This is a genomic window from Streptomyces sp. NBC_01707 (genome assembly GCF_041438805.1).
Taxonomy (GTDB): domain Bacteria; phylum Actinomycetota; class Actinomycetes; order Streptomycetales; family Streptomycetaceae; genus Streptomyces.
The window spans coordinates 5,786,186-5,798,446 of record NZ_CP109190.1; the positions used below are offsets into that span (position 1 = coordinate 5,786,186).

The window sequence follows — 12,261 nt, forward strand, 5'->3', positions numbered from 1 at the left end:
CGGCCCACCGGTGGTGGGGCGCCCCTTCGCGTCAGGTCGGCGAGACCGGACCCGCCGTCGGCCGCCGCTCGGTCAGGGCAGCACCAGGATCGCGTCGCCGACCGGGCGTTCGCCCGTCGCGTCGGACGGGTGGTTGATCACCTTGTCGTCGACGACCATCGTCGTCGAGCCGCCGCCGTCCAGGTTGACGGCGCTCTCCATGCCGAGGGAGTCGGCCACCGCGGCGCTCTCCGCGATGGACAGGCCGAGGCTGTCGACCGCGCGGCCGTCGACCGTGGCCAGCATGATCCGGCCGTGTCCGTCCACGCCGGCGATCGTGCGTGGATTCCGCTTGGCCGCCCAGCCGTAGTAGAAGCTCGGGTCGCCGGGCCGGACCATGCCGTCCGCCTGCGGCGTCACATGGGGACGGCCGTCGCGGACGAGCTCCGGGCCGCCGTTGGCGGCCATCTGCGGGATGCGGGCCGGTCGCCCCCGCTCGTCGGTCAGGTGGCCGCTGACGGCGAGGCGGGCGCCCGGCACGGCCATCGCGCGCAGGGCGGCGGCGTCGGTGCCGGTGCCCTGGACCGAGCGGGCGCCGGCCGGGAGCGCGCCGCCGCGCGGCTCGCGGACCTCGGTGACCCGGCCCTGCCGGTCGATGACCGCTTCCACACCGGGTCCGGACGGGGTTTCGGTGCCGTAGTCCGCGGTGAAGGCGACGAGTTCGTCGGGATCCGTGCAGGTCGTGTCGTGGAGCGGATGACTGGTGGGCCGGTCGTCGTGGGTGCCGCCGCAGTTGCGGACGAGGCCCGGGACGCGGTTGATGCCGTCGAGCGGCAGCGTGGTGCCGCGCCCGCTGACCTTGCCGGTCCAGCTGTACCGGTCGACGCCCGCGTGCCGCGCGTCGGCGGTGAACGTGAACACCGGCCGGCCGTTGGTGGACTCGCTCAGCAGCCTTCCGTCGTAGACACCCAGACCTGCCGGGTCGCCGGGCGCGCCGGCGGCGGGGTCGAGCACGAAGAACCCGGCGTTGACTCCCGCAGTCGCGTTCCGGGCCCTGGCGAGCACGCTGGTGGTCTCGCGCCGCTCGATGTCCGGCCCGAAGTCGCCGACGAGATCACCGCGGAACTTCTTGGGGTCGATGGTGAGTACCTGAACGCGCCAGGGACCGCGGTCGGTCGAGGCGCCGTCCCACCCGGTGAAGACGGCGGAGGCGGTGAAACCCGCTGCCCGCACCCGCGTGAGGAGGGTGTTGGCGGCTGCCTTGTCGGCGTCGAGCCCGATCCGCACCCGGAAGCCGATGCTGCCGCCGGCGAAGTCGGCCACGGCAGGGGTCGTGACGTCCTCGACGCGAGCGGCGAATCCCTTGCCGGACAGGGCACCGGCGAGAGCGTCGGCATGCGCCCGGTCGGCGACGGCGGTGGGCGGCGCGTCGGGGTCGGGGTCTTCGCCGCCACCGGGGACGGCGACCTCGACGGTCCAGCCGTCGGCCGGATCGGACTCGCCACGAACAATCGTGGTCAGCGTGACGCCGGGCTGAAGCGTCTCGACAGTACGTGTCTCGGGGAGGCCGCGCGGTCCGAGCGGCAGCCCGTGGTCCCGATCGGCGGCCGCGGAAGGCCCGCCGACGGTCCCGGCCACGAGGGCTATCGCTGCTACGACGGCGAACTTCCTGGGTCCGAACCGCATATGACACCTCGTCCTTGATCCGGTGATGGCGGCCTCACCTAAACACGGGAGCCCACGGCGTGTAAGCCCTTTCCGGGATCGGACGGGCGCCGAGCCGGGTCCGGTCGGGTCGGCGACGGCTTCGGCCATGGTCCGGTCCTCGGCCCGGCCGCGCCGGACGCGAGCGGCCGTCACGGGAGGCAGGGGTCCTGGCCGCACTGGAGGCGTCCCGCCCGCTCGCCCGCATCGCTCGTATGCTCGGTTCATGACCGATCTTCAGCGCGGACGCCCGACCACCAACTCCATGCGGCGCGCTCTCAAGCGGGCCCGTGACGGGGTCGCTCTCGATGTGACCGAGGCCGCCGTCCTGCTCCAGGCGCGCGGCGACGATCTGACGGACCTCGCCGCGTCCGCCGCCCGGGTGCGGGACGCGGGCCTCGAAGCCGCGGGCCGGCCGGGCGTCATCACGTACTCGCGCAAGGTCTTCATCCCGCTGACCCGGCTGTGCCGCGACAAGTGCCACTACTGCACCTTCGTCACCGTCCCCGGCAAGCTCCGCAAGGCAGGGCACGGGATGTTCCTGTCGCCCGACGAGGTACTGGACATCGCCCGCAAGGGCGCCGCGATGGGCTGCAAGGAAGCGCTGTTCACGCTCGGCGACCGGCCCGAGGACCGCTGGCCCGAGGCGCGGGAGTGGCTGGAGGCCGAGGGTTACGACGACACCCTGGCGTACGTACGGGCCATGGCGATCCGGGTCCTGGAGGAGACCGGACTCCTCCCGCACCTCAACCCCGGAGTGCTGACCTGGACCGATCTGCAGCGGCTCAAGCCCGTCGCCCCCTCCATGGGCATGATGCTGGAGACCACCGCGACCCGCCTGTGGTCCGAGCCGGGCGGCCCGCACCACGGCTCCCCGGACAAGGAGCCCGCGGTGCGGCTGCGGGTGCTGGAGGACGCGGGCCGTTCCAACGTCCCGTTCACCACCGGGATCCTGATCGGGATCGGTGAGTCGTACGAGGAACGCGCCGACTCCCTCTTCGAGATCCGCAAGACCGCCCGCGCCTACCACGGCATCCAGGAGGTCATCGTCCAGAACTTCCGCGCCAAGCCCGACACGGCGATGCGTGGAATGCCGGACGCCGAACTGGAGGAGCTGGCCGCGGCCGTCGCCGTCGCCCGGCACATCCTCGGCCCGTCCGCCCGCATCCAGGCCCCGCCGAACCTCGTCGACGCCGAGTACGCGCTGCTCATCGGCGCCGGGATCGACGACTGGGGCGGTGTCTCGCCGCTCACCCCGGACCATGTGAACCCCGAACGCCCCTGGCCGCACATCGACGAGCTCGCGGCCAGGACCGCCGCGTCGGGTTTCACGCTGCGCGAACGGCTGACCATCTACCCGGAGTTCATCCAGCGCGGCGAGCCGTGGCTCGACCCCCGCCTCCTCCCGCACGTCCGGGCGCTCGCCGACCCGGAGACGGGTCTCGCGAGGGAGGGGGCGATCCCGGCGGGGCTGCCCTGGCAGGAACCCGACGAGGGATTCAACGCCTCCGGCCGCACCGATCTGCACCGCACCATCGACACCGAGGGCCGTACCGGAGACCGCCGCGACGACTTCGACGAGGTGTACGGGGACTGGGAGGCGTTGCGCGAGGCAGCCGCGCCCGGCATGGTCCCGTCCCGGATCGACACGGATGTGAAGGCCGCACTGGCCACGGCCGCCGACGATCCGACGAAGCTCACCGACGACGAGGCACTCGCCCTGCTCCACGCCGACGGGCCGGCTCTCGACGCACTGTGCCGGATCGCCGACGAGCTGCGACGGGACGTGGTCGGAGACGACGTCACCTACATCGTCACGCGGAACATCAACTTCACCAACGTCTGCTACACGGGCTGCCGCTTCTGCGCCTTCGCCCAGCGGCGCACGGACGCCGACGCGTACACCCTGTCGCTGGACCAGGTCGCCGACCGGGCCGCGCAGGCGTGGGACGTCGGCGCCGTCGAGGTGTGCATGCAGGGCGGCATCCACCCCGACCTCCCCGGCACCGCGTACTTCGACATCGCACGCGCGGTGAAGGAGCGCGTGCCCGGCATGCATGTGCACGCCTTCTCGCCGATGGAGGTCGTCAACGGCGCCACCCGCACCGGGATGTCCATCCGGGACTGGCTGACCGCCGCGAAGGAGGCCGGGCTCGACTCCATCCCCGGCACCGCCGCCGAAATCCTCGACGACGAGGTCCGCTGGGTCCTCACGAAGGGGAAACTGCCGACGGCCACCTGGCTCGACGTCATCAGGACCGCCCATGAGGTGGGGCTGCGATCGTCGTCGACGATGATGTACGGCCACGTCGACCAGCCCCGCCACTGGCTCGGCCATCTGAGGACCCTGGCCCGCCTTCAGCAGGAGACCGGTGGTTTCACGGAGTTCGTGACACTCCCGTTCATCCACACCAACGCCCCCGTCTATCTCGCGGGCATCGCCCGCCCGGGCCCGACCGACCGCGACAACCGGGCCGTCACCGCCATGGCGCGGCTCCTCCTGCACCCGCACATCACCAACATCCAGACCAGCTGGGTCAAGCTCGGTACGGAGGGCGCGGCCGAGATGCTGCGCTCGGGCGCGAACGACCTGGGGGGCACGCTGATGGAGGAGACCATCTCCCGCATGGCAGGGTCGAGTTACGGCTCGTACCGGTCGGTCCAGGACCTGGTCGCCATCGCGGAGCTGGCGGGCCGGCCGGCGAAGCCGCGCACCACGCTGTACGGGGAGGTGCCGCAGGAGCGGGTGACGGCCGCCGCGGCCTCGGACGGGCACCTGCCGGAACTGCTGCCGGTGCTGCCGAGCTGATCCGGACGGCCGCGGCCCGGCCGCCGATGCGACCGGGCCACGGTCTGATCCGGGGAAGGCCCCGAGGGGAGGGGCCGACGGCCGGCGGGGACCACGCCCCATGGGCGACTGATGCCCCGAGGTCCGGAAATCCCCGGAGATTGCCGCTCAAAGGTGACCGCGAGAGCCACTCCGTACATAGCGTTCGGGTCCTCAACCGGCCGTTCCCCGTTCGATTACAGTGCTGCGCAGTCGAAGCTGCGCAGCCGTACGAGGACGGGGAAGGGGCACGGTGAGCACAGGAGCCACAGCTGTCTGGGGCCGTGTCGAACAGCAGGACTTCCGCAGCCGGGTACGTGGCTGTCTGCTGGGCGGTGCCATCGGCGACGCGCTCGGTGCGGCCGTCGCCGGTCTCTCGCTCGAAGAGATCCGTGCGGCCCACGGAGCCGACGCCGTCACCGACTTCGTCCCGGTCCACGGCAGACGCGGCGCGGTCACCGCGGTCACCCAGCTCAACCTGTTCACCGTCGACGGGCTGATCCGCGCCCAGGTCCGCCGCGACACCGGCGCCTGGCACCCGCCCACCGATGTGTACCGTGCCCATCTGCGCTGGGCCGCCACCCAGCACGAGTGGGGGCCCGACGAACGCCGCCCGGAGAACGGCTGGCTCGCCCAGGAGGAGTGGCTGTACGCCCGCCGCGCCCCCACCCGGGAATGCCTCACCGGGTTCGGCGACGCCACGATGGGCACCCTCGAGCGGCCCAAGAACCCCGTCGCACGCGACTCGGCGGCCCTCACCCGGTCCGCCCCGTTCGGACTGCTGGTCGGGTGGGAGCCGCAGCTGGTCCTCCAGCTGGCCGTCGAATGCGCCGCACAGACCCACGGACACCCCACCGCCCTGCTCTCCGCGGGTGCCCTCGCCGTCATGGTGCACGGCCTGGCCCGCGGCGAGACCCTGGACGGCTCCGTGCAGCACGCCCTCGCGCTGCTCGCCGAGCGCCCCGGCCACGAACAGGTCACCGAGGCGCTCAAGCAGGCCCTCGGCTCCGTACGCCAGGGGATCCCGGGCCCGGCCCTCATCGAGGCGCTGGGCGACACGGACTCGGCCGAGGAGGTGCTGGCCGTCGCCGTGTACTGCGCGCTGGTGGGCGAGGACGTGCGGCACGGGCTGCGGCTCGCCGTGAACCACGGCGGCCCTTCCGCGGCCAGTGGGGCCCTGTGCGGGGCCCTGCTCGGCGCGCTGCACGGCGAGACCGCGCTGCCGCCGGCCTGGCTCGCCGAACTGGAGGGCAGGGCCACCCTCCTCGAACTCGCCGACGACTTCGCCATGGAGATGACCCAGGGCCCGGCCCTGCACAGCCCGTCGGCCGCCGCACCGGGCTGGCTGACCCGCTACCCGCGCGGCTGACCACCGCCCGTGCGGGCCGACCCGCGCAGGACGTACGAGGGGCGGGGTACGGACACCGCCGTGTCCCTACCCCGCCCCTCGGCTCCGGGTGGGCGGATCAGTCCTTCACGCCCTCCGCGACGGTGGTGTCGCCGGCACCGGCCTGCGCCGGAACGGTCGCGCCGGCGGCCGACGGACCGTCGCCGTCCGTGTTGATCTGCTCGATCAGCGCGTCGCGCTCCGGGGTGTCCTCCGGCTTGATGAAGCCGATCGCGATGTAGAGCACCAGCGAGATCGCCAGCGGTAGCGCGACCTGGTACTGGAGCGCGACGTTCGTCTTCACCGAACCGTCGAAGTTGTAGTTGGTGAAGTAGAACGCCAGCAGACCCGCGGCCCAGCTGACGAGCGCCGCCGTCGGACCCGACTTACGGAACCTGCGCAGCAGGCCCAGCATGAACGGGATCGCGATCGGACCCATCAGACCGGCCACCCACTTGATGACGACGGAGATGATGTCCTTGAACGTCGGCGAGTTGATCTGGGTGGCGAGCGCCATCGACAGACCGAGGAAGCCGAGCGTGGACACGCGGGCCGCCAGCAGACCGGTGCGGCTGCTCCAGGTGCGGGCCGCCTTCGAGAGGACCGGGGCGATGTCCCGGGTGAAGACCGCCGCGATGGCGTTGGCGTCCGAGGAGCACATGGCCATCGTGTGCGAGAAGAAGCCGACGACGACCAGACCCAGCAGGCCGTGCGGCAGCAGCTGCTCGGTCATCAGGGCGTAGCTGTCGGAGGCGTCCGGCTTCTGCGCGTGGACCAGCAGCGGGGCGCACCACATCGGGAAGAACAGGACCGTCGGCCAGACCAGCCACAGAATGGCGGAGAGCCGGGCGGAACGGGTTGCGGAGGCGGCGGAGTCCGTGGCCATGTAGCGCTGCGCCTGGTTCCACATGCCGCCGTTGTACTCGAACGTCTTGATGAACAGGTACGCCAGCAGGAAGGTCACCGTGTACGGGCCCGCCGTGGGGTCGGTGTGGCCCTCGGGCAGCTTGTCCCAGACCGTCCACAGCGTGCTGATGCCGTCCAGCTTGGCCATGGCGGTGACGAGCATCGCGATACCGGCGAAGAGCTGGATGATGAACTGCCCGAGTTCCGTGAGCGCGTCGGCCCACAGTCCGCCGACCGTGCAGTAGACGGCGGTGATGCAGCCGGTGATGAAGATGCCCTGGGTGATCGAGATGCCGGTGAAGACCGAGAGCAGGGTGGCGATGGCCGCCCACTTGGCGCCGACGTCCACGATCTTCAGCAGCAGGCCCGACCAGGCGAGCGCCTGCTGCGTCTGGATGTTGTAGCGGTTCTTGAGGTACTCGAGCGGCGAGGCGACGTGCAGTTTCGAGCGCAGCCGGTTGAGCCGCGGTGCGAAGAGCTGGGCGCCGATGCCGATGCCGATGGCGATCGGCAGCGACCAGGTCACGAACGACGTGACGCCGAACTGGTACGCGATGCCGGCGTACCCGGTGAACATCACCGCGCTGTAGCCGGACATGTGGTGCGAGATGCCGGACAGCCACCACGGCATCTTGCCGCCGGCCGTGAAGAAGTCGCTGACGTTGTCCACACGCTTGTGGGACCAGAGTCCGATCGCGATCATCACGCCGAAGTAGCCGATGAGCACGACCCAGTCGAGACTGTTCATGTGCCCCCTCCTGGGGTCCGCCTTATGAACGGGGTTACGCACTTCGTCAGTACGGCCGCCCAGCGGGGCCCCGTGCGGGAGCGGGGACATCGGGGATTGAACCGCCTGTTCGGTACCTCGGTCAAGGTTTTTGGCGATCAGGGATGTGAACGCCAATCAGTAAGTCGAACGATTTTACTTGTTCTTGACCCACGGGGGCGTTGTCGTGAACGTGACGGCGGCCACACGATGAGCAGGCACTTCGTCAGGCTGTGCAGAGCAACCACAAGCACTGGAGAGCGCAGAAAGACCGCACGGGATGCGGGTCCCGTGCGGCCGAGAAGGAGGAGAACTGCCCTTAAGGACAGCGGATCATCGCATCAGCTCGCCGGCGTTGACCAGCAGGGACTGCCCGGTGATCGACCGGGCGCGGTCGGAGGCCAGGAACACCGCGGCCTCCGCCACGTCACCGTCCGTGGCCAGCTCGGGCAGTGCCATCCGTTCGGTGAGTCTGCCGAGCACGTCGGCCTCCGGCAGGCCCTCGGAGTGTGCGGTGAACCGGACGTACGCCTGCACCGGCGGTCCCCACATCCAGCCGGGCAGCACCGTGTTGACCCGGATCCGGTGCGGGCCGAATTCCCGCGCCATGGAGTACATCGCCGAGGTGAGCGCGCCCTTCGACGCCGCGTATGCGGCCTGTCGCACCTGGGACGGCGCGGCGACCGACGACTGCGTGCCGATGACGACCACGGAGCCTCCTCGCTCCTTGAGGGCGGGCAGGCAGGCGCGCGTCATCCGCAGTGTGCCGAGCAGATTGACGTCGATCACCGACTGCCAGGTGGCGAGGTCGGCGTCCTCGACGCCGCCGAAGTAGCTGTCCCAGGCGGCGACATGGACCACCGCGTCGATCCGCCCGAACCGCTCCAGCGCCAGCGCGGCCAGCGCCTCGCACTGCGCCTCGTCGGTGATGTCGGTGGCCAGATGTGCGGTGTGCCGTCCTGCGGGGTCGATCTCGGCGGCCGATTTGGCGAGCCGCTCCGCGGTGCGCGCCCCGAGGACCGCGCTGCCGCCGTCCCGTACCACCGTCTCCGCGATCCGGTGCCCCAGTCCGGCCCCGACCCCGGACACCACGACGGTCTTCCCCGCGAGCAACATCGGTGCCTCCCGGCCCCTGGCAGTTTTTCTGACGGGGCGTCAGAGTAGGACGCTGTGGCGGAGTGCGGAAGGGGAATGGCATGAGCGACGGGACGCGCAGCGACACGTACGCCGAACTGGCCGCGCTGGGGCCGTACGGAGTCCATCCCGGCCACGCGCTGATCACCATGGTGGAACCACGCCCAGGCCATGAATACGCGTACAACCGCTGGTATGAGGACGACCACTACTACGCCGGTGCGATGGCGATGCCCTGGATGTTCGCCGGGCGGCGCTGGGTGGCCACCCGGGAGCTCCAGGAGCTGCGCTACCCGGAGAAGTCCGCGGTCGCGCAGCCGGTCGGCGCCGGGTGCTACCTGTCCACGTACTGGGTGACGGACGGGCGCTACGACGACCACATGAAGTGGACCGTCGGGATCAACAAGCGGCTGAACCGGGACGGCCGGGTCTACCAGGACCGTACCCATGTGTTCACCGCGTTCCAGGACCACGAGGCGACGGTCTACCGGGACGGCGCCGCAGGCCCCAGGGATTACCACGCCCTCGACCACCCGTACCGCGGACTGGTGCTCCAGGTGATCGACGCCGAAGGCGCCGGGCAGCGGGCCGAACTGCTGGAGTGGCTGCGCTCCCGGCATCTGCCGAAGCGGCTCGGCGGCTCACCGGCGGCGATGGTGACCGTCTTCCGCCCCACGCCGCTGCCGGGCGACCGGATGACCTATGTGAAGCAGGTCGAGGGCGTCGACACCCGGCTGACCCTGCTCTGGTTCCTCCAGGAGGACCCACGGGACTGCTGGGCGGAGCACTTCACCGGGCTCGACGCGGCGGTCGCGGAATCAGGCCTGGGCCGGGTCGAGCTGGTGGCGCCGTTCATTCCGACCGTGCCCGGCACGGATCGGTATGTGGACCAACTGCGTTGACCGGATCTGCTGGAGGAGCCCCCTCGGCCAGGACGGCGGACCAGTCGAGAGGGCTTCCGGCGGCACCGGTGTCGGTGCCGCACCCCGGTCTGTGGAAGGGCACGGGTCAGGCGCCGACGGAGCCCTTCGCGATGTCGGAGACGAAGGCGTTCCACGCGCCGGGTACGAACGTGATCGAGGGGCCCTCGGGCGCCTTCGAGTCACGCACCGCGATCGCCTGGGCGAGAGGGGACCTGACCTCGACGCAAGCGCCGTTGCCCCCGGAATACGACGACTTCGTCCAATTGTCCGTAGCACCCTGACGAATAGCCATGTTCACTCCGGTTCAGAGAGTTGTGTGAGAGGTGCCAACCGCACAACCTGTTGGCGTGATCGACGCTACTCGCCAACATCGTTGCGTGAAGGCGTCGTTCACTCGACCGGATGGCATATTCCATTCGGGCCTTCCACTTTGAGGTGGCGACGGTGTACCGTGCCGTCGCCCCACCCGTAACATCGCTCCTTTTCCCGCATATCGGACTTTGCGGAATACTGGCTCCGGGCTGCCGTCGCCTGCCGTCCGCTCGGCATTCGGCCGGTGTTCGCCCGGCGTTCGGCGGCTCTCAGTCGGTGCTCAGCCGGGCGTACTTCTTCGCGATGTCGGCGATGAAGTGCCGGGTCTGCTCCACATTCAGCGCCTGCGCCCGCAAGTGCTCATACATGACGCTGTATCGCTGCACATCATTCGCTTTCTCCAGATAGAGATCGCTGGTGACGCCCTCGATATAGACCACGCTGGAGTCCGCGGCGTCCGGGAATTCCAAAATGGCGTACTGCCCGTTGATGCCCGGATGTGCACCCATCTCGAAAGGCAGTACCTGCACGGTCACATGCGGCAGGTGCGACAGCTCGACGAGCTGCTCCAGCTGCTCGATCATCACCTGCCGGCCGCCGACCAGCCGGCTCAGCGCGGCCTCGTCGATGACCGCCCAGAGCCGCAGCGGATGTTCCTGGTCGGTGATCCGGTCCTGGCGTCGCGCACGGACGCTGACGCGCTTGTCGATGTCGTTCGGCGGCGCCTCCGGAAGCGCACCGTTGATCAGCGCCTCGGCGTAGCTCCGGGTCTGCAACAGGCCCGGGACGACCTGGGGTTCGTACACCCGCAGCGACTCGGCGTCGGTCTCCAGGCCGATATAGACGCTGTAGGGGATGTCGCCGAAGGCGTGCCACCAGCCCTGCTGGCGGGAGTCCTTGGCCATCTGCATGAGCGAGTCGACGATCCGGTGGTCCTCGACCTCGTACACCCCGCAGAGGTCTCGGACGTCGCGCTGGCTGATGGACCGGCGGCCGTTCTCCAGGCGGCTGATCTTCGACTGCGAGACCAGCAGTCGCTCCGCCACCTCCTCGGCGGTCATGCCCTTGAGCTCGCGCAGGCGGCGCAATTCCTGGCCCAACCGGCGTCGCCTGACGGTGGGATTGACGTTGGTCGGCACGGAAACGGCACCTCCGGCTGTGTAGCTGTGCGTATCTACTGCTCAGCAGATTGCCACCCAGGGGCCGGGTTGCGCTGGGAAATGGCCACACGCAGGCGCGCGGGGCAGCCGGTGGACCGGCTGCCCCGCGCGTGGTGCGGCTCCCGAACCGGGTCTTGGGGACGTCGGTGCGGCGGTATTCGGTTGTCCCGTCGGTGCGGTGCGGTCCGCCGCCCCAGGGCCTCTCGTGTGGATCATGCTGGGCTCGCGGAGTCCGGCACGCACATCTGCCGCGTTGTCGTCAGTCGCCGACGCTCCGCGTGGGCTTCTTCCTCCGCCTTGCAGCTGCGCGCACCGGACCTCGCTCCCTGGTCCAGCCTGATCCGAACGAAAGACCCTAGTGGGCCGCGGTGTGCACCATGCTGTCGCGGCGTGACTGCGACTGCACCTGCGGTTGCAATGGCGCTCCCGCCGCCTGGTTGCGGCGGGGTTGTGCGACCGCCCCGTTCTGGACGTCCATCACGGCGTGCGCCACGAGACCGCCCATCGGGTCGTGTCTGATCAGGTCCCGGAGCCGGGAGCGCGATGAGCGCCCCTCGTTCCCGGGGTAGAGGTGCTTGCCGAGTCCGACCGCGTGGGCCAGTGCGGCGAGCGCCGCGGTCCGCGGGTCCGGCGGTACACCGGTGCGGATCGCACTGTCCAGCCGGGATCTGATCTCCCGGCTGATTGCCGTGTCCGTCGCCTGGTAGCGAGTCGTCGGCAGCACCCCGCACATCTGTCCCGCCACGGCATGCACCATGCCGCACCGCTCCAGATGCGAGAGATAGGTCTGACGCAGCCCCAGCCGGGGCCCGCCAATCCAGTGGACGGCCCGGACCGGGCTGCCGCGTCGGCGCAGCAGTTCCAGTGCGGAGTCCAGTGTCGGATCTCCTGTCGGCCGTGGCATCACCACGGCGATACGATCCCCGTCAGGGGCTATCCGTCCTGCCAGAGCCAGCTCCACTAGCTGAGCTCCGGCGAGGCCGAGGTCGAGCGACTGCGGCTGCGCTGTGGTACCCGTGGTCGGGTCCAGAGCGAGCAGCAGAAGCTCCTCCGGAATTGTTCTGCGGCTCCTGCCCATCCATGCCTCCCCGCGTGGATGAATGACAGGGTGACCCCTCTCACATTGGTCTGTCGAGGGCGCCTGGGTGCTTCGTACGGGAACC

Annotated in this window: 9 protein-coding genes; 3 read left to right on the forward strand and 6 right to left on the reverse strand. The window is 70.3% G+C overall.

The features are described from left to right. Positions 1-72: 72 nt before the first annotated feature. A complete protein-coding gene (locus OG963_RS26095; RefSeq protein WP_093776343.1) occupies positions 73-1,665 on the reverse strand; it encodes a phosphodiester glycosidase family protein in 1,593 nt (530 codons plus the stop codon). Positions 1,666-1,909: 244 nt separating this feature from the next. Here OG963_RS26095 and OG963_RS26100 point away from each other — a divergent pair, with 244 nt between their 5' ends. Then, the gene (locus tag OG963_RS26100) at positions 1,910-4,492 is read left to right on the forward strand and encodes a bifunctional FO biosynthesis protein CofGH (RefSeq protein WP_371799497.1); all 2,583 of its coding nucleotides are present in this window, start codon (positions 1,910-1,912) and stop codon (positions 4,490-4,492) included. A 271-nt stretch (positions 4,493-4,763) separates the two neighbouring features. Further along, entirely contained in the window at positions 4,764-5,879 is a 1,116-nt protein-coding gene (locus OG963_RS26105) for an ADP-ribosylglycohydrolase family protein (protein WP_362274279.1), read from the forward strand. 97 nt (positions 5,880-5,976) lie between these two features. Here OG963_RS26105 and OG963_RS26110 read toward each other — a convergent pair whose 3' ends face one another. Both OG963_RS26110 and OG963_RS26115 read right to left on the reverse strand, forming a co-directional pair. Further along, entirely contained in the window at positions 5,977-7,551 is a 1,575-nt protein-coding gene (locus OG963_RS26110; RefSeq protein WP_093776346.1) for a sodium:solute symporter family protein, read from the reverse strand. Positions 7,552-7,902: 351 nt separating this feature from the next. Beyond that, positions 7,903-8,685, reverse strand: a complete 783-nt coding sequence (locus OG963_RS26115; RefSeq protein ID WP_093930427.1) for an SDR family oxidoreductase — start codon at positions 8,683-8,685, stop codon at positions 7,903-7,905. A gap of 80 nt (positions 8,686-8,765) precedes the next feature. Here OG963_RS26115 and OG963_RS26120 point away from each other — a divergent pair, with 80 nt between their 5' ends. Continuing rightward, positions 8,766-9,605, forward strand: coding sequence for a hypothetical protein (locus tag OG963_RS26120; protein WP_093776348.1), 840 nt, complete (start codon positions 8,766-8,768; stop codon positions 9,603-9,605). 106 nt (positions 9,606-9,711) lie between these two features. Here the strand turns inward: OG963_RS26120 and OG963_RS26125 are convergent, their stop codons facing one another. From OG963_RS26125 to OG963_RS26135, 3 genes are all read right to left on the reverse strand, one after another. Beyond that, positions 9,712-9,918, reverse strand: coding sequence for a DUF397 domain-containing protein (locus OG963_RS26125; protein WP_078879069.1), 207 nt, complete (start codon positions 9,916-9,918; stop codon positions 9,712-9,714). Between the two features lie 289 nt (positions 9,919-10,207). After that, the gene (locus OG963_RS26130) at positions 10,208-11,077 is read right to left on the reverse strand and encodes a helix-turn-helix transcriptional regulator (protein WP_030927911.1); all 870 of its coding nucleotides are present in this window, start codon (positions 11,075-11,077) and stop codon (positions 10,208-10,210) included. 376 nt (positions 11,078-11,453) lie between these two features. Then, complete coding sequence (locus OG963_RS26135) at positions 11,454-12,176, reverse strand: GPP34 family phosphoprotein (RefSeq protein WP_030927908.1); 723 nt, start codon at positions 12,174-12,176, stop codon at positions 11,454-11,456. Positions 12,177-12,261 lie beyond the last annotated feature (85 nt).

Coding starts and splice junctions, on each gene's coding strand:
- OG963_RS26095 (WP_093776343.1), bottom strand. CDS start 1,665: ATGCGGTTCGGACCCAGGAAGTTCGCCGTCGTAGCAGCGATAGCCCTC.
- OG963_RS26100 (WP_371799497.1), top strand. CDS start 1,910: ATGACCGATCTTCAGCGCGGACGCCCGACCACCAACTCCATGCGGCGC.
- OG963_RS26110 (WP_093776346.1), bottom strand. CDS start 7,551: ATGAACAGTCTCGACTGGGTCGTGCTCATCGGCTACTTCGGCGTGATG.
- OG963_RS26115 (WP_093930427.1), bottom strand. CDS start 8,685: ATGTTGCTCGCGGGGAAGACCGTCGTGGTGTCCGGGGTCGGGGCCGGA.
- OG963_RS26120 (WP_093776348.1), top strand. CDS start 8,766: ATGAGCGACGGGACGCGCAGCGACACGTACGCCGAACTGGCCGCGCTG.
- OG963_RS26125 (WP_078879069.1), bottom strand. CDS start 9,918: ATGGCTATTCGTCAGGGTGCTACGGACAATTGGACGAAGTCGTCGTAT.
- OG963_RS26135 (WP_030927908.1), bottom strand. CDS start 12,176: ATGGGCAGGAGCCGCAGAACAATTCCGGAGGAGCTTCTGCTGCTCGCT.